Here is a 16,379-nt window from a genome sequence, read left to right on the forward strand (position 1 = left end):
GTCAACTTTTCCTGACAGTTGTGAATTGGGATATTTTCAGTGCGTCTTGAAGTCTTATGTGAAGATAGACTCGGTCTTACCCGAGAACTGCTCGATATTTTAGCATCTAAGAGTATCGACTTGCGTGGTATCGAGATTGATATCAGTGGCATTATATATTTGAATTGCCCGGATATTGATTTTGATACCTTTAGCGAACTAATGGCCGAAATCCGTCGTATTTCGGGGGTTAAAGACGTACGTAAAATCCAGTTCATGCCTGTGGAGCGCCATAACACTGAGCTTCTTTCGCTGGTGGATAACTTACCCGACCCTGTCTTTGCGATCGACCTTAGAGGTGCGGTAGATATGGCGAATATGTCTGCGCTCTCTTTACTTGGTTTGCATAAAAATGAGGTGATTGGCACTCAAATTGGTACGCTATTGCCGAGCATGCGTTTTTCTCGCTGGTCTGAAGGTGTGAATGCGAGAACTCGTGAAAATCTGGTTATTGATGGTCTGGATTACATTCTCGAGTTAATGCCGGTTTACATCAAAGATGAAGCGCAGAACTCGACACTGGCGAGTACGTTGATCACCATTCGCTCCAGCCAGCAAGTTTCGCGAATTGAAGAAGCCGTTCCGCTGCATAACCCGCTTGGTTTTGAACACTTTGTCGGATTATCTAACCGCCATAAAGCATTGATGAACCAAGCCAAGAAGTTGTCTGTCCTTGATCAGCCTTTATTGATAGAAGGTGAAACCGGCACTGGTAAAGAAATGCTGGCAAAAGCGTGTCACAGCCGATCTAGCCGAGCGAGCAAGCCTTTCCTCGTACTGAGCTGTGCGTCTATGCCGGATGATGTAGCTGAAACTGAACTGTTTGGCCATGCGCCAGGCTCATTTAACCACGAGCAGGGGCACAAAGGCATTTTCGAACAAGCGAATGGCGGTACCGTTTTCTTGGACGAAATTGGTGAGATGAGCTCACACTTGCAAATCAAGCTACTGCGTTTTCTTCAGGATGGTAATTTCCGTCGAGTTGGCGCAGAGGATGAAATGCACGTTGATGTGCGCATTATCGCCTCTACCAAGCACAACCTTGCTGAGTTGTCGGAAGCGGGTATGTTCCGTGAAGATTTATACTATCGCCTGAACGTTCTTACGTTGACGATTCCTCCTTTACGCAAGCGCTCTAATGATGTTGCTCCACTATTAGAGCTGTTCGTGACCAAGCACGCGCATCAATTAGGTATTGATAAACCGGATTTCGATGAAGATTTGATCGACGGACTCGCAAACTACCAATGGCCAGGCAATATGCGTCAGCTGGATAACATGGTTCTGCGAGCGTTAACCGAGATGGATGGTCATTTATTGAAGGTTGAACACTTTAATTTGCCTCAACCTCAATCTGTCGGTGGTGGTAGTGCGACACTCAACTTAGATGGCTCTTTGGATGAGATCATGCGTGATTACGAGTCTCAGATCCTTGAGCGTTTGTATCAGTCATTCCCATCAAGCCGCAAGCTGGCGAAGCGTTTGAATGTATCACATACGTCAATTGCCAATAAACTGCGTGATTATGGGATTCGTAAGAATTAATCCTGAACGAAGAGAAAACGGACGTTGTCATTTGTAATGGAAGATAAAAGTTCATCCGTCACCGTTCATAAGTTGGACGGCGACTTACTTCTGCGTACTGCTGAAATCGCTGATGCAGATATGATTGCCGAATATTTTCAGGTGAATCGCGATTATTTAAAGCCGTATGAACCAACCCGCGAGGACGCCTTCTTTACCGTCAATGGTTGGCTACAAAAGCTGATTAAACTGAGCGAACTCCACCGTCAGGGGCTCGGCTATTACTGCCTTCTTATTGATACCCAAAAACAATGCATGTTAGGGACAATTTCCTTCAGCGGTCTGGTTCGTTTCCCATTCCACTCATGCAGCGTTGGTTACTCTCTTGCCCAAACGGCGCAGGGTAACGGATACATGCGTCGCGGTCTAAAAATGGCTTGTGATTACATGTTTGACGTGCAAAATATGCATCGAATTCAGGCAGGGTACATGCCACATAACAAACGTAGCGAAGCGGTTCTGGAACATGTTGGCTTCAATAAAGAAGGCTATGCGAAGGATTATCTGTTGATAGATGGCGAGTGGCAAGATCATATCTTAACCTCACTGACTAAACCTGACTGGCAACCAAAGGCTCGATGATATGGAAAGACTAGAGAAGCAGCTAAAGCTATTAATAGAGTTGGATCAGTTGAAAAATGTGCTTCGCCGAACCCGTGTAAAAAGCGCGCAAGGCCGATTGGAAAACAGCGGAGAACACAGTTGGCACGTAGCCCTGATGGCCGTCTTGATGGAAGAACATGCCAATGCCCCGGTCAATATTTGCCGAGTCATGAAAATGCTGTTGATCCACGATGTCGTAGAGATCGACGCGGGCGACACCTTTGTTTATGATACCGCGGCTTCAAAAGAGCAGGCGGAAAAAGAAATCAAAGCCGCAGAACGTTTATTTGGCATGCTACCAAGAGAGCAAGGTAAAGAGCTATTGGCACTGTGGCATGAGTTTGAAGCCGCGCAGACTGACGATGCAAAGTATGCAAAAGCCCTCGACCGTTTAATACCAATGCTTCTGAATTATCATAATGACGGTCAAAGTTGGCAAGAACATGGCGTAACGCGTGAACAAGCGCTTACTATTAACAAAAGAATTGAACTTGGCTCTGTCACATTGTGGGACAAAGCGAAAGAAATAATTGAAGATGCCACCGATAAAGGTTGGCTGAAATCGTAATAAAGGAGACTGAATGTCTTATTTGCCTTTGGACGAATACCAAAGAAAATGGATTTTTACTCACCAGTCGATGCCGGTACTAGAAGAAGACTTAGCGCAGATAAAGCCAATGAGTCAGGCTCGCTCCGCTCAGTTCTGGAAAGAGAACATCAGTGCACAAAGCCCTGATATGGACCGTTTGAGCTCTCAAGATTGGCCGATGAAAGAGTCCAATTGGTCAGAAACTGTCGACTGGATGGCCGCTTGGGAATCAGACGAGCCAGAAATGCCAACCGAAGTGGAAACACATATCGATTGGCAAGACGATGTAACGGTTTATTTCTGTTACGAGAAGTACAACGTCATCGAAACCAAGTGGTCTATTTTCAAAAAGCACTGGAAGAACTTTCTGTTCTATGATGATGGCCCAATGCTGATTGGCCGCCGTCGCTCTCAAGCACTTTGGTTTGACTCAAAAGGCAATGTTAAGCTGGGCGAACGCCACTAGTAATATGCTGAAATTATTATATTAAGCCACCAATTTGGTGGCTTTTTCTTTTTTTAAAGGTTTGATAGAGGGCTTAGCACGCCACTTGCTCCTCTTTCTATGACGTGAGTGTATATTTGCGTGGTATATACACCCACGCTATAAGTGATTGTTTTTATTGGTGGGTATCACGCCCCGAGTAAAGTGGGGCGCTGGTGGGACAATCGAAAATTATTTATTTGAAGCCATGATCCCATTTAAGTATTCGATCTGTTCGTGGGAGTGAGATTTCATGAACCTGCCGTAAACGCGCTCCAACATCATTGTGCTTTTGTGACCCATCTGTTCCGCAATAAAGGACAGGTTTGCCCCTTTGGTGATCAGCCAACAAGCGTAGGTATGTCGAGATTGATATGAACAGCGATGGCGAATGCCAGCTCGTTTAAGCGCGCGTGACCATAGACGATTATATGTTGTCGTTTTATAGGTCTCGCTAGGTGCTTGGCCATTACGACGTTCTGGAATAAACACGAATCGAACGCTTTCCTGGCGAAAGGTGTTTGAGCCTTTTACTTCTACAAAAATATCTCTTACCGGGCTAAACATGGTTAGCTCTCTTTGAGACTTAAGGGCGAGAAGGGCTGGTTCAAGCAGGTGAATAGTTCGCTCTGACTTCTTATTCTTTGGTGTTGTGAATTTTCGTTCAATCGTGACGTTGCGAGTAATCTCGATCGTCCCTTTATCTAGATCAACATCTTCCCAGGCTAACGCACAAAGTTCACCAGTTCGCATGCCGGTGTAAATGGCCAAGGTGAACATATTCCGTTGCTGTAAGTTTGTCGTTGATTCTATTAGCTGGTGGAACTCTTCTAGTTCCAGTGGGTCCGGTTCACCAGATCCACCACTAAGCAACTCAACATGCAGAAATGGATTGTCATCGATAAACTTTGATTTCACCGCTAAGTCAAAGCATCGGCGCAGAAGTTTGATCATATTATTGATCGTCTTTGCACTCCGTGATGCGCCAGATCGAGTAGGGGAGTCGACCATTAACTTTTGGCACTTGAGTGCATCCATGATCGTAATGGTGGAAATTGTACGTTCTTCCCCAACAAACAAGCAGCATGCTCTTGCGGTAGTACTCAAAACATAGAGTGACTGTGAGGCCATTGTCGTTTGCTTCAATTGAATATAGTCGTCAAACAACTCACGAACGGTAAGGTTCTTGCCTCGCTGTTCTGGCGTCGCAAAAAGTTGTGCTTTCTTTGATGTTGGAAAGCGTGACAAGTAATCAAAAGTGCCTAATGAAATTTCAGAAAGTATAGAAGCGCGTAGATGACCTGCTTTTTTGAGATTGCCTTTAGTGACTTCCCAACCTTTTAGTGTCTCCCGACAACGCATCTCGCGGTAAGTAAAACTAATGCGGATAGACTTACCACGGATCTCTACACCTTCTGGTGTGTTCATTACGCAACCCTTTCTCTTGCTGAAAACTCATCAATGGCAACACGGTCATACTTAAAACTTTTGCCACCACCACTACTTTTACCGGATGCTTTTTTAAAGTGAACGCCTTCAATCCAACGAAACTGACGATAGTCTTTGATTTCATTGGTGGACATGCCGGTTAAATCCATCAAAAGATCTTCTTTAACCCAGCGGTTAGGCTCGAGTTGAATCACCGTAAATGTTCTCATCGGTAAAACCTCCAATAAATAATGAAAATAAAAATCCTGCAATGCCCCTTAATCAAGAGATGGGGCATAGGCGAATTACATAAAATGAACTATGACCGAGAAGTTAAAGAGACATTAATGCGAGCTTGGCAAAGTTAGTCACCAATTCTGGAGATAGGTTGGTGTCACTCGAAATCTCAGCTACGAACCCATACCCACTGTCTTCGATCCCTGGCTTGATGAATTTCAGTTCAGTAACCTCACGGCCTTGAATAAAACTGAAGTAGGGGCCTTTAGCGGTAACCGCGCCCAGTTCGGTTTGGAAAGTTGCGTTAGCCATCACTCACCTCTGTTCTCTTCTCGGGCATAAAGTTCATCCAAATGTCGCTTACATAGCGGGCTTGGAACTTGGCGTCATCTAGCGCGGAGTGGTGCACACCTTCGCGTTCTAACGTGGTTTTGGGATCAATGCCTAGAATGTCTCGTCCCATTTTTACGATGGTGCGAACATCACTATCATTCCAGTGTGAGAAGTTTGGTCTGATGCGGCAGGCTTCAAAGGCATTGCGGACGATGACGTTGTCGAATTCTTTGCCATTACCCCATAGATAGAGGTCGTTTGGCTCGCCTTGAGCTGAAAGCCACTCGTTGAACTGATTTAATGCGTCTTTAAGCGTTAATTTAGGAGTGCCTTTGGCGTAAATGGCGCGAGCTTCATCGCTCTGTTGTAACCACCAGGTCACCGTTGAAGCGTCTATTTCACCGTAATAAGCGGAGCTGTTTAGGTTTACCACTACTTCAAACTCGTTACCAAGTTCGCCAGTATGTGGGTTGAATACAACTGCACCTAAACTTGTGATTGGTGCTTTGCTGCCTTTGCCCATGCATTCAATATCGATCATGATTTCTTTTTTAGGTGTGTTTTCATTAGCCATCATTTTTCTCCACTAAAAACGGTCTGGTCTTGCTACTGAACGAACCAAAGCCATAATTCCTTTTTGCAAGTCGGTCTTACCTATGGCTACCCAACGCATATCAATCGCATGACTCCCCGCTAAAGCATGTGATGCTTCTAGCTTTAAGATGAGGGCGTTGAGGTTTTGACCTTGCTCTTTAATCTCATTCATTAGGTCGATTTCGTCTTGAGTTAAGTCTCTGTACCCTTTGATTTTCTGATGTTGATTTTCCATTGATTAATGTGCTCCTTTAACATATTGCAGTGCATGGTTAACACAGCATTGAATGGTATTTGCTTTGTCGTAAGTACCGTAGTGGTAGTACTGGATACCACGCTCAATGGCTTCATCCAGCTGGTGGCCAGAGATGCCTTGTGTTTTGAGCTTGTTGATTAAGTGACGTAAAACAAAGTGTTCGTTTGGCTTTTTGTTGTCTGGCATTTCACGCTCCCCACTGCGGTAATAAGACATTTGGCTTGAATGGATGGGCCTTTTTGACAAAGCGGAAGCCTTCACAAGTAGACGCGCCTCTCATAGGCGTTTTCTTACCTGGCAAGTTGTCTTTCTCATCCATCGTTAGCTCGTAGTAAGGGTGGAGTGATCTTGGCTCAGACTTAATACCAACACCCTTACCACGCAGGTAGTAGACGGCTTTGCAAATCAGTTGCGACTTGACCCCTAAATCATTGCTAATCTGATAGGTCGGGTTTTTACCCGGATGTTCCAGCAGGTACCTTCCCACCATTTTTGATCTTCCACTGCCATTTATGGAATCAATGATGCGTTGTGCCTCGATGTATTTTTCCTTGGTCAGTGCCATGATCCCTCCGTTAAGAAAACTGGCGGTAACGCTCTTCACCGCCAACATGATTAGCTGGAGAATGAACCAATAAAGGTATCAATCTCGATTTCACCGACTTTGAAACAGTCTTGCAGTTTGGTTTGGAACTCTTCGCCCATCTCTTCTTCGTGCTGCTCCAGCTTTTTAATTCGAAGGATCAAGGTTTCGTTACCAATGGTGCTCATACGCATTTCAAAGGTGCGTTCTGCTAGACCTAAATACGGAATACAAGTGAACTTGAAGACAGCTGGCATCGGGAACTCTTCTTTGGTGCGAACAGCTATCGACTCATATTCAGATTGGTGATGGCTGAAGTCATCTACGTTTGATTCACGCCCAGCCTTTGCTTCAAACTTCATATTACGAATAGCGGCAGAGGCCACTGCATTCTCTATAACTTCACCAGTGGTAGAGAACACCTGAATAAAATCGCTGTAGTCTTCTACCCATTCAGCCAGTTGTTTCTGGTTGCTTTTTTTCTCATCCATATTGATGAGCGCTTTAAATGCAGCGGTTTGGCGCAACACCAATTTTGCCTGGTGCTTACAGTGACCAGGAACAGTTTGAGTACCAAGGTCAAAGATAGTGACTGCGGCCATTTGGTCAGCGTCAATAAAGCATTGGTTACCTTCGGTTTGGTAATGCTCGTGATAGCGCACAAACTCGTCGATATTTGCCGTCTTCATCGTGCCGCGGAATTGATTGCGGTTTGGCATGTACTTCTCTAAGTCATGCAAATCGAAAGACTCTGGTAAGGCTGCAACAGGGAAGCCTCCCTTTTGTAACTGTTCTAAGAATTGTGGGGCATTCGCTGATTCTTGAATCTGTTGGATTGCTGATTTATCCATTTCTGTGTTCTCTCTTTAGAGTGATTGCTGGTGGACTGGGTTAGCCGCGCACTTCGCGAAGCTGACCTTCTTCAATAACGGCTTGGCCGTGAATGTCTTCTTTCGGTCGGTCGTAGGAGAGTTTTCCGCCTTTGCCGACGTAGGCGATAGAGGTGTACTGAAAGTCCTCACTCTTGGAACCAAAGCCAGATTTAGGTTCCTTCACCGACATATTGGCCGTGATTTCTACCATTTCGTTGTTGGTACCCATTGGCTTGAGCTTTAGGTTCAGTTTTACTTCGCCTTGTTTATCGCTGTACGAAACAGCGCGTGAAACGTTAGAGAGTGCAAGGCCAATAACGTTGGAGATGACGCCGCCATCTAGCTCTTGCATCAATTTAGGAAAGTTGGTTGTACGGTCTTCTATGCTTAGGTTGCCTGCTTCTTGGCTCATGATTCGTTCCTCAAGTTTGGTTATCCACACCCTAAAACCCTTGCTCTGAAAGGCTTTAGGGTGTGCCCTTAGTAAGGGCCTCCCCGTTCCCATCCTTGGATAGTCACTTCCGGTCACCGTTTCACTTTTCGTCGTAAGACAGACATAGGCAGAAACGCTCCGGTGCAGTGGTTATTCGCCCCACCAGCTGCTGGGGTAAGTCGTTGGTATGAACTAAATGTACCATAAGTACATATTAAGTAAAGAACCAAAAGTACATTATTTCTGTCGGACACAAAAAAACCGCCCGAAGGCGGCTATCTAAAAAGGGATATTTCTCTAACGAGCGAACTTATAGTGTTATTTATTCTGACTTAATGGTGACTTCGGTTTTTATGGGGTTACTGTATAATTTTTGTTGTTGCTCGTAGATCTCTTCCATGTCTGGAACTAGGTTTGCTTTACCCCATTTTGCCACTTCCCCATCTTCGAATGTCACCACAAGACTGTCACTAGATAACAATTCATTGTCGAAGGTAGTAAACCCGTAGGTTTCAGGATTCCAGTAGACCCAACGTGTGCGGCTTTCGGTTACATCGGTTCGTTTCGGCTCGCCAAGAATATTTATCACTTCCTGTTTTGACATGCCAAGCTCAAGCTGAAGTGAGGCTTTTCCATAGTCAACTTTATTTTGTGCGCAGCCAGTAATTAATAAAGCAGCAATAAAACTAAAAATTATATTTTTCATATGTATACCAGAATCCTAATGATCAATAAAAATAGAACTTTAGTATCTCAATATATAAACAAAGATCATTAGGTTTTTGATGCATATGTGATTGGGCTCAATACCCAGAAAGCAATTGTTACAGATACAAAAAACCGCCCGTAGGCGGTGAGTTACAACATGACCGAATACCAAAATACTCTGCCGAGCACGACGATATCTTTAGCTTGTTCCTGCGAGTAGCGTTCTTCTGGGTGTTCTTCTGAGTTATAACTACGAACCCTTAAGCCACCACCTGGTGTTTTGTACAAGAGCTTCACGCGAAGTTCACCACAGTGATTAATGGCGTACATTTTTCCGTCTACCACCCCAGTGCTAGAGGTATCAATCCCGACGGTTGAACCGTCCGGTAATACGGGTTCCATACTATTGCCTGTCGCTTTTACGCATACCGCGCATTCTGGCGGAACGTTGTAACGGCGTAACGTCGATTTGGCAAAACGCAGTTTAAGACCGGTATGTTCACGTTCGGCTACTTCACCACTGCCAGCTGAAAGGCGAATATCTGCAAAAAATGGCACTTCTACCTCGTCATCTGAAAGTGGGGTTTTACGATCCCAGGCGTCAATTTCTCCTAAAATTTCCGCATTGGCTTCGTTTGGCTTTTGAGATGCGTTCGAGGCTGAGCTGTCATGATGCTTTCCGTACTGGAGCCAGAACAGATCAACTTTGAGGAGGTTTGCTAATTCTTCTATTTTATTTTGGCGTGGCATTGACTCCGCGTTTAGCCATTTACTTACAGCTTTTGGCGTCACTTTAAGTGCTTTAGCTAAAATAACACCCCTTCCATGTTCTTCTATCCCAGCTTTTGTACAGGCCTGTGCAAGCCTTTGGGCGAAGTTTGAACGCACATTTTCACTATGAACCATAGGTTCAATAGTAAAACTTCTTGATTGTACTTTCAGTTCCGTCATAATATGTACTTATAGTTCATTGTAAGGGCGAAATTATGTTAAAACAGGTTATTACTCAGATAGGTGTACCAAAAGTAGCGCTAGCTTGCTGCGTTAGTAATAGAGCTGTTTATAAATGGTGTGAGAGAGGTGTACTTCCTAGAACGGATTTCACTGGTGAAACCAATTACGCCTCGATCATTTCGGAATTATCTCAAGTGACAGAAACACCAGTCACTAAAGAAGAACTTCTCAATATTCCACGGTAGAACAATCTACAGATTGCCAAGGAGGTACTCCATGACCCACACACAAAGCAGGGGGAAATTCCCTCGCTTCTATGAAGGCGTTATTCGTTTTAAGAACCACCACAGCCTGCGCGCTATTGCGCTAAGGCTTGGTTACTCAGAAGTGGATTATAGCAACCGACTAAAGAAACGCTTTAACACCAATCAACCGGAATCGAAGTTGTTTGTTGATGACGTTATCGCGTTCACCAAAGAGTCTGGTGACTACAGCATGATAGACGGCCTATGCAAAGAGGTCGGGCTGTGTACCCCAATGCCGTTTAACTACAACTCACAGGCCAATCTCAATACCGAGTTTTTGGTCGCAACTAAGGCGCTTGGTGAGATGGCCGAGCAACTTAACGTAACCAAGCTTTCTGCCAATGGGGTTAGCCGTTTGTCTTCATCCATTCATACGCTGGTGGCTTCGGCCATGACGATTGGCTATGCCGCAGAGAGCCGCTTTGGTGGTATCAGCATGGCCATGATGTTTGGCGATATGTCTTCGGGAGTCTTGTCATGAATGTGATGGAAACGCTCAACACCATAGAGCAATTAGTGCAGATGTATCGCAGTTCTATTGCACTGGAGCAGAACGCCGCAGTTAAGCAGCAACTGGAAAAGGAAGCACTAAAGGCGATTAACACCAAGAGTCAGAGATATTTGGCACATCTAGAAATGGAAAAGCCCCAACAAGCGGCAACTTGTTAGGGCTATGAATCAGCAAACGAAGGTCGATTCAATGGAAAGAGTAACACAGCAGTGCGATCGCGCAAAGATTAAGGCCGTCTTAGTTTTTGATAACTACGTCTATTTTTTAGCAACTAAGCCAGGCGATTGGAAGTGGGTAAGTAAACGAACTGTAAGCCGAATGACACAGGAGCAGGGTTATGGAATTAAGTGAGCGTTTAAAGCAGGTTGATAACCTCCGTCGCGCTGCGATGGGAGACGCCAAGTTTAAGGCGAAAGCCAAGCAGCATGAGGCTGCATTAAAACCAAAATCACGAGCTCTGCCAAAGAGTAAGCCACGCAGTTCGTTTGCCGATTGGGCAGGGGGTAAGTGATGCATTTTTCTGCTGCGTATTTTGACTACGACGGCCAAGAGCTGACTACGGGCGGTTTCTCGTTTCTTACACGTTCGCGCTACAAGGCAGTCGTAGACGCTCAAACTATTACGGGGTTCATGTTGATTCTATTTGCTAAGAACTTTGTTGTTTTGGGGAAAGGAAAGGCGCGTTTGGTTGTAGGGAGGATTGTTTGATGCTTTATCCAAATGAGATTGTTGTAGACAACTTTGCAGGTGGTGGGGGTGCGTCTACAGGTATGGAGTTAGGGCTAAATCGCCACGTAGATATTGCCATTAACCATGATCCTGCTGCCATTGACATGCATCGAGTAAACCACCCAGAGACGAAACATTACTGTGAATCGGTGTGGGACGTTGACCCAGTTGAAGCATGTTCAGGCAGACCAGTAGGCTTAGCGTGGTTTTCACCTGATTGTAAGCACTTCTCAAAAGCTAAGGGGAATCGTCCGGTTGACAAGAATATTCGCGGATTGGCGTGGGTAGCCGTTCGTTGGGCAGCGCTGGTGCCAGTTCGAATGATGATGTTGGAGAATGTTGAAGAGTTCATGACATGGGGACCTGTTGTTGAAACTGAAAACGGAAAATTCAAACCATGCCCAGAGCGGAAAGGTGAAACGTTTGACGCATTCGTAAAAGTGTTAACGACAGGTCTCCATCGTGATCATCCTGCATGGCCTGAAATTGTTGGAGCTCTAGGTAGCGAATTTCCTCACTATGACCGCTTGGAAAAAGGGTTAGGTTATCAATTGGACTATAAAGTTCTTCATGCTTGCGACTATGGGGCTCCTACCATTAGAAAGCGATTTTTCTTAGTTGCCAGAAACGATGGCAAAGACATTGTGTGGCCGGCTAAAACTCATGGTCCAAAAGGTAGTGGTTTAAAGCCTTACGCATCTGCTGCTGACATTATTGATTGGTCTATCCCTGTTAAATCAATATTCAATCGTAAGCGACCGCTAGCAGATAAGACAATGGAACGTATTGCCAAAGGGTTAAACAAATTTGTGCTGTCAGCAGAAGCGCCATTTGTTGTTCCAGATCACTGCACCACACCATTTTTGACTGAATGCGCCAACGCTTCAAGCCAAAGAAACATGCCAGCTAACGAACCATTGCGAACCATATGCGCTCAAGTCAAAGGCGGTCATTTTGCGTTGGTGACGGCATTTATGACGAAATTCAGAGCAGGTAGCGTTGGTTATGAAGTAGATAGCCCTGTTCATACTATTACGTCAGGAGGCGAACAGAAAAGACCAGGTACAGCGAACACCCAAGCGGTCGTAACTAGCCATATGGTAAAGATGCGCGGCACTAACATCGGCCACTGCACTGATGAACCAGTACATACCATTTCTGCCGGTGGGTTTCATATTGGTGAAGTAAGAGCGTTTCTACTCAAGTATTACGGCACTAGCTACGGCGAGGCATGTGATAGCCCAATTGGCACGGTCAAGACTAAAGACCGCTTTGGGTTAGTCACGGTTAAAGGTGAAGAATACCAAATCGTAGATATTGGTATGCGAATGTTAGAACCGCATGAACTGTTCGCTGCACAAGGTTTTCCAGAAGACTACAAAATTTCGCACAACAGTGAAGGCAAGAAACTATCTAAAGCTAGCCAAGTAGCAAGATGTGGTAATGCAGTATGCCCACCAGTTGCCCAAGCACTAGTAGAAGCAAATTTAACATCAGTTATGAAATTAGAGGTGGCTTAATGTCAGTCAAAGTAATGAGCTACGTTTGGGACATTCCGAGTTTTAAAGGTTCTGATAAGTTGGTGATGCTTTGTCTGGCTGACCATTCAGACGATAGCGGCCTTTGTTGGCCGTCTATCGATACCATTGCACGTAAATCTGGTGTTTCACCTACTACCGTTAAATCGACGCTTAAGAAACTGGAAGCGGGTGGTTGGCTATTCAAAAAGAACCAATTCAAAAAGGCGGATACAGGTCGTTTAGTCCGTTCGAATAACCAATACCAACTACCAGTGATGCTTTTGAAAAAGAAAGCAGATGAACAGACGGATTTTGAACAGTCGAATTTCGTCTGTTCAAAAGTCGAACGTTCGAAACTCGAACAGACGAAAGAGCATAGGGGGGTAGGTCAAATTCCGGCTGGGGGTAGGTCGGAATCCGGCTATAAACCACCAATAGATCCACCAATAGAACCATCAAGTAAAGATCTTGCTCCGAGCGAGCTCGAAGCCAGCGAGCTTCCGGTAATTTGTTTGCCTACCAATCGCAAAGATCAATTCTACGAAGTCAGCACCACTCAGGTGATGGAATGGAAACAGACCTACCCAGCGGTGAATGTGCTCGATCAGCTGCGCAAAATGAAAGTTTGGAGTGACGCAAATCCACGTAAGCGCAAGACCCAAGGCGGTATGGTTCGATTCATCACTGCATGGCTAGGCCGTGAGCAAGACAAGGGGCGTTACTTGGCGCCAGAGCAGCAACCGCAGCAAACCAAATCCGATGGTGACGAGATTAAATCTAAGGTTCGTCATCTTGAGATGGATATCGACAGCGAGAACCAACACCTCATACGGGTGATGAGCCACGGCGGGACTGAACAGGCGATTCAAGCCAGTAAGAACAAAATCAAACGTCTATCGGACGAGCGCAGGGAATTGTTAACTCAACTAGCGGAGGTGAATTCAGATGGTGGAGAAGTTAGTTGGGGTGATGGTTTCGCGGCCTAAGGTTTGGGTACCTGCAGAGCTTTGCAAGGAGTTAGGTATTTCTACTTTGGAGTTAACTCAGTTGATTACCAAGGCTCGCAAGCAGGGAGTGGAAATTAATCGGATGTCGGACACAAGAACCGGCAACACAAACAAGATTTGGATTGTTCAATAGGGTGGATGGACGTGCTTAAGATTCGAGTGTTACCCAACAGCAAAGCGGTAGATGCCCTGTGTATTTGTTATGAGAACAAACGGGTTTATACCCATGAGGGCAAACAGTATTTCGTCACTGAGTTGGATGTGGAAGGAAGAGGTCGTTCGACTCGCTTAATGGCAAAGCTAGAGCCTGTATTTGGAGAGGAGTTGGCATGAGTGCGTTAGAGCAAACCCTTCTTTTCCAAATCAAGGCGATGGGGTTAGAACTGCCAGAGAAGGAATACCGTTTCCATGAAACACGACGCTGGCGTTTTGATTTTGCTTACCCAGAACAGCAGTTGGCGGTGGAAGTGGAAGGCGGTACGTGGGCGGGTGGTCGCCACACTCGCGGCAGTGGTTATGAGAAAGATTGCGAGAAATACAACGAAGCAGCATTACGAGGTTGGTCAGTACTCCGATTCACCGGAAGTATGATTAAGAGCGGAAAAGCAGTAGAGACATTAAAGGAAGCATTATCGTGAAGAAAGTTTACATTGCAGGCCCAATGACGGGATTACCAGAGTTTAACAAGCCAGCGTTCTTCGCGATGGAAGATGAGTTGAAACGCCGCGGGTGTATTGTCATGAACCCCGCTATTCTGCCTGATGGTTTTGATTGGGAAGAGTACATGCATATTTGTATTCCAATGCTGGCCTGCTGCGACACGGTGGTGTTTTTAGATGGTTGGCAACTTTCGAAAGGCGCTCGATTGGAATACGACAAAGCGGTCGAGATGGGTAAGCAGCTGGTGACTAAGCCGTTGCTTGAGTCTAAAGTCGCTTAAAGGTAGGGATAATGCTAAAAGTCAGCTTAGATGTTGTCCCTACACTGAATGCCGCCCTCATTCCATTAAGCCCAAACAAAGAAGCCATTCAACGTTTGCTGGTGGACGGTAAGATCGGGTTGGTTTCTCCTAATCAGCGTTTGGCCACAAAGACTGCAGGAGGGTTGTCTTCGGATGACCTTTCTTTGGTGGCGTTCTTCGCTCATGAAGACGTTCAACTGCTTATCGGTAGTACGGCTAAGTACGTTGATACGATTTCTGAGTGTCAACTGCAGGATGAAGGTTACTGCAATCATAATTTGAAAACTCGAGTAACCGGAGAGGGAGCGATTCGTTTGTGTTGGCATCACGACAACATGGCCGATGACAGTCACCAGGCGTTTTCCATAGCCCGAAAGAATACGGTTCGCCATGGTCTGATGGTTGTCTCTCGCCAGCTGCATGGCGAAGTAAGGCGTATTACAGATGTTGATTTGTGCTGGTGGGCCGTTCGCAATGAAGTGTATTCACTATTGCCGCAGTCTGTTATCGATCGTCAGTTCAAACGAGAGGAGGGTAGCAAGCGAGTGGGTGTGCTTGGAAACGTGGATACAGATGCCAGGTATGTATTCGAAGGTCAGCGTGAACAACTAGAACGATTGGCCAAGCCAGTTCTGAAATTGGTCATCGATGACGATCCACCAGCCATGTATTTGAGAAAACCAAAGCCTATTCGTTGGGAGAGCGAAAAGTACCTCTCTTTCGTACGTAAGTTACCTTGCCGTGTTTGCGGTAAGACTGCCGGTATTGCCCATCACCTAATAGGGCACGGAGAAGGAAAGATGGGCAGCAAGGCCTCGGATATATTCACCATCCCGTTGTGTCATGATCACCACCAAGAGCTACACCGTGATGTGAACCGTTGGGAACGTCAACACGGCGATCAGCTCTGGCATGTGAAAGAAACGATTAATAGGGCATTGGTGGTAGGGGCTTTGGGTTGAGCTAGTTTATTGGAGAAGGGTTGGCTGCTAACGCAGCCAATAGACTAATATGTGTTATTCCTTTGAGCTTAAGAAACGTTCCCCATTTCGGAATTGGACAAAGTAATCAAATTCCTTACAAACGCTCTTGTCATGTTTCGCGCCATGTTCAAACAGTTTTTTAACAAGCTGAAGGTGGTAATGAAAGTGCTCTTCAAATTGCTGTGGAGACTGTAATGGTTTAATCGAGTTATTGAGGTCAGAGATTTTTGCTTCAAGGTCGGGAATTTTCGCCCAAATTGTTGCCCGCATTTCATGAAGCATTGGCACCTCGTCTGGATTGGCACACCGCATATAACCCAATCGGCATTTAAGCCCAGTCGGCGTATTAGCCACGAAACTAAACATCCAGTTTGTAGTTTCTCTCCAGTAGCTTGGTTGATCGGACGAATATTCGGAGATATCTTTCGCTAAGTCCAATATTTGATCTGTGGTAGTTATGTTTGTTTTACTAAGTCTAGATTTGAGTTCGCTAAGTAATGGAACATAGCCACTACCCGTCACAACTCCTGCCCCCCAATCTACGAGCTTATCTACATTGTCGCTAACAACCGAGACAACCTCTCCATTTACTACATATGTTTCGCGTTTGTCGGCTGCTACTAGGACATAATCACCAAGATGTAGCCCCACTATCATTGTCATTAG

General features: G+C 45.5%; 26 protein-coding genes and 1 pseudogene. 14 read left to right on the top strand and 13 right to left on the bottom strand.

What is annotated here, in order from left to right; genetic code table 11:
• Positions 1-39: 39 nt before the first annotated feature.
• From tyrR to OO774_RS06040, 4 genes are read left to right on the top strand one after another with little or no spacing between them, the layout of a single operon-like run.
• Complete coding sequence (gene tyrR / locus OO774_RS06025; protein ID WP_264905532.1) at positions 40-1,584, top strand: transcriptional regulator TyrR; 1,545 nt, start codon at positions 40-42, stop codon at positions 1,582-1,584.
• 36 nt (positions 1,585-1,620) lie between these two features.
• Positions 1,621-2,205 carry a ribosomal protein S5-alanine N-acetyltransferase gene (gene rimJ / locus OO774_RS06030; protein WP_264905533.1) on the top strand — a complete coding sequence of 195 codons (585 nt, stop codon included), beginning with the start codon at positions 1,621-1,623 and terminating at the stop codon, positions 2,203-2,205.
• A gap of 1 nt (position 2,206) precedes the next feature.
• Entirely contained in the window at positions 2,207-2,794 is a 588-nt protein-coding gene (locus OO774_RS06035; protein WP_264905535.1) for an HD domain-containing protein, read from the top strand.
• Positions 2,795-2,807: 13 nt separating this feature from the next.
• Complete coding sequence (locus tag OO774_RS06040) at positions 2,808-3,281, top strand: DUF2947 domain-containing protein (RefSeq protein WP_264905536.1); 474 nt, start codon at positions 2,808-2,810, stop codon at positions 3,279-3,281.
• A 53-nt stretch (positions 3,282-3,334) separates the two neighbouring features.
• Here the strand turns inward: OO774_RS06040 and OO774_RS06045 are convergent.
• The 12 genes and pseudogenes from OO774_RS06045 to OO774_RS06100 all read right to left on the bottom strand — a co-directional run.
• Positions 3,335-3,439 (bottom strand): annotated as a pseudogene (locus OO774_RS06045) (integron integrase); the annotation flags it as partial.
• A 52-nt stretch (positions 3,440-3,491) separates the two neighbouring features.
• On the bottom strand, positions 3,492-4,727 hold the full coding sequence (locus OO774_RS06050; RefSeq protein WP_264905537.1) for a site-specific integrase: 1,236 nt from the start codon (positions 4,725-4,727) through the stop codon (positions 3,492-3,494).
• Positions 4,727-4,957 (bottom strand): excisionase family protein, encoded by a 231-nt coding sequence (gene xisR, locus OO774_RS06055; protein WP_262582478.1) that lies wholly within the window; start codon positions 4,955-4,957, stop codon positions 4,727-4,729. The genes OO774_RS06050 and xisR overlap by 1 nt, the downstream gene beginning before the upstream one ends.
• 103 nt (positions 4,958-5,060) lie before the next feature.
• Positions 5,061-5,276 (bottom strand): hypothetical protein, encoded by a 216-nt coding sequence (locus OO774_RS06060; protein ID WP_264905540.1) that lies wholly within the window; start codon positions 5,274-5,276, stop codon positions 5,061-5,063.
• Complete coding sequence (locus tag OO774_RS06065; RefSeq protein WP_264905542.1) at positions 5,269-5,874, bottom strand: 3'-5' exonuclease; 606 nt, start codon at positions 5,872-5,874, stop codon at positions 5,269-5,271. Before OO774_RS06065 ends, OO774_RS06060 begins: the two co-directional genes overlap by 8 nt.
• Before the next feature lie 9 nt (positions 5,875-5,883).
• Positions 5,884-6,126: a hypothetical protein gene (locus OO774_RS06070; RefSeq protein WP_264905543.1), complete on the bottom strand. Its 243-nt coding sequence runs from the start codon at positions 6,124-6,126 to the stop codon at positions 5,884-5,886.
• Between the two features lie 3 nt (positions 6,127-6,129).
• Positions 6,130-6,333 (bottom strand): hypothetical protein, encoded by a 204-nt coding sequence (locus OO774_RS06075; protein WP_264905545.1) that lies wholly within the window; start codon positions 6,331-6,333, stop codon positions 6,130-6,132.
• Between the two features lies 1 nt (position 6,334).
• Entirely contained in the window at positions 6,335-6,712 is a 378-nt protein-coding gene (locus tag OO774_RS06080; RefSeq protein WP_264905547.1) for a hypothetical protein, read from the bottom strand.
• Between the two features lie 50 nt (positions 6,713-6,762).
• Positions 6,763-7,581, bottom strand: a complete 819-nt coding sequence (locus OO774_RS06085) for a YfdQ family protein (protein ID WP_264905549.1) — start codon at positions 7,579-7,581, stop codon at positions 6,763-6,765.
• A gap of 40 nt (positions 7,582-7,621) precedes the next feature.
• The gene (locus OO774_RS06090) at positions 7,622-8,014 is read right to left on the bottom strand and encodes a hypothetical protein (RefSeq protein WP_020335506.1); all 393 of its coding nucleotides are present in this window, start codon (positions 8,012-8,014) and stop codon (positions 7,622-7,624) included.
• A gap of 343 nt (positions 8,015-8,357) precedes the next feature.
• Complete coding sequence (gene bamE, locus OO774_RS06095; protein ID WP_264905552.1) at positions 8,358-8,741, bottom strand: outer membrane protein assembly factor BamE; 384 nt, start codon at positions 8,739-8,741, stop codon at positions 8,358-8,360.
• 152 nt (positions 8,742-8,893) lie between these two features.
• The gene (locus OO774_RS06100; protein WP_264905553.1) at positions 8,894-9,694 is read right to left on the bottom strand and encodes a helix-turn-helix transcriptional regulator; all 801 of its coding nucleotides are present in this window, start codon (positions 9,692-9,694) and stop codon (positions 8,894-8,896) included.
• A gap of 279 nt (positions 9,695-9,973) precedes the next feature.
• Between OO774_RS06100 and OO774_RS06105 the strand changes: the two genes are divergently transcribed.
• The 10 genes from OO774_RS06105 to OO774_RS06150 all read left to right on the top strand — a co-directional run bounded on the left by OO774_RS06105 (position 9,974) and on the right by OO774_RS06150 (position 15,692).
• Positions 9,974-10,483, top strand: coding sequence for a phage regulatory CII family protein (locus OO774_RS06105; RefSeq protein ID WP_264905555.1), 510 nt, complete (start codon positions 9,974-9,976; stop codon positions 10,481-10,483).
• On the top strand, positions 10,480-10,671 hold the full coding sequence (locus OO774_RS06110) for a hypothetical protein (protein WP_020335499.1): 192 nt from the start codon (positions 10,480-10,482) through the stop codon (positions 10,669-10,671). The genes OO774_RS06105 and OO774_RS06110 overlap by 4 nt, the downstream gene beginning before the upstream one ends.
• 179 nt (positions 10,672-10,850) lie before the next feature.
• The gene (locus OO774_RS06115; protein ID WP_020335496.1) at positions 10,851-11,024 is read left to right on the top strand and encodes a hypothetical protein; all 174 of its coding nucleotides are present in this window, start codon (positions 10,851-10,853) and stop codon (positions 11,022-11,024) included.
• On the top strand, positions 11,024-11,221 hold the full coding sequence (locus OO774_RS06120; RefSeq protein WP_264905556.1) for a hypothetical protein: 198 nt from the start codon (positions 11,024-11,026) through the stop codon (positions 11,219-11,221). Before OO774_RS06115 ends, OO774_RS06120 begins: the two co-directional genes overlap by 1 nt.
• Positions 11,221-12,762 carry a DNA cytosine methyltransferase gene (locus OO774_RS06125; RefSeq protein WP_264905557.1) on the top strand — a complete coding sequence of 514 codons (1,542 nt, stop codon included), beginning with the start codon at positions 11,221-11,223 and terminating at the stop codon, positions 12,760-12,762. Before OO774_RS06120 ends, OO774_RS06125 begins: the two co-directional genes overlap by 1 nt.
• On the top strand, positions 12,762-13,748 hold the full coding sequence (locus tag OO774_RS06130; RefSeq protein ID WP_264905559.1) for a helix-turn-helix domain-containing protein: 987 nt from the start codon (positions 12,762-12,764) through the stop codon (positions 13,746-13,748). The genes OO774_RS06125 and OO774_RS06130 overlap by 1 nt, the downstream gene beginning before the upstream one ends.
• A gap of 159 nt (positions 13,749-13,907) precedes the next feature.
• Positions 13,908-14,102: a hypothetical protein gene (locus OO774_RS06135; RefSeq protein WP_264905561.1), complete on the top strand. Its 195-nt coding sequence runs from the start codon at positions 13,908-13,910 to the stop codon at positions 14,100-14,102.
• A complete protein-coding gene (locus OO774_RS06140) occupies positions 14,099-14,407 on the top strand; it encodes an endonuclease domain-containing protein (protein ID WP_264905562.1) in 309 nt (102 codons plus the stop codon). The genes OO774_RS06135 and OO774_RS06140 overlap by 4 nt, the downstream gene beginning before the upstream one ends.
• Positions 14,404-14,709 carry a DUF4406 domain-containing protein gene (locus tag OO774_RS06145; RefSeq protein ID WP_264905564.1) on the top strand — a complete coding sequence of 102 codons (306 nt, stop codon included), beginning with the start codon at positions 14,404-14,406 and terminating at the stop codon, positions 14,707-14,709. The genes OO774_RS06140 and OO774_RS06145 overlap by 4 nt, the downstream gene beginning before the upstream one ends.
• An 11-nt stretch (positions 14,710-14,720) precedes the next feature.
• Complete coding sequence (locus OO774_RS06150; RefSeq protein ID WP_264905566.1) at positions 14,721-15,692, top strand: DUF968 domain-containing protein; 972 nt, start codon at positions 14,721-14,723, stop codon at positions 15,690-15,692.
• A gap of 54 nt (positions 15,693-15,746) precedes the next feature.
• On the opposite strand, the gene OO774_RS06155 is transcribed toward OO774_RS06150, so the two are convergent.
• A complete protein-coding gene (locus OO774_RS06155; protein WP_264905568.1) occupies positions 15,747-16,376 on the bottom strand; it encodes a hypothetical protein in 630 nt (209 codons plus the stop codon).
• Between the last annotated feature and the right edge of the window lie 3 nt (positions 16,377-16,379).

Origin of the sequence: Vibrio sp. STUT-A11 (assembly GCF_026000435.1) — a bacterium.
Classification (GTDB): domain Bacteria; phylum Pseudomonadota; class Gammaproteobacteria; order Enterobacterales; family Vibrionaceae; genus Vibrio.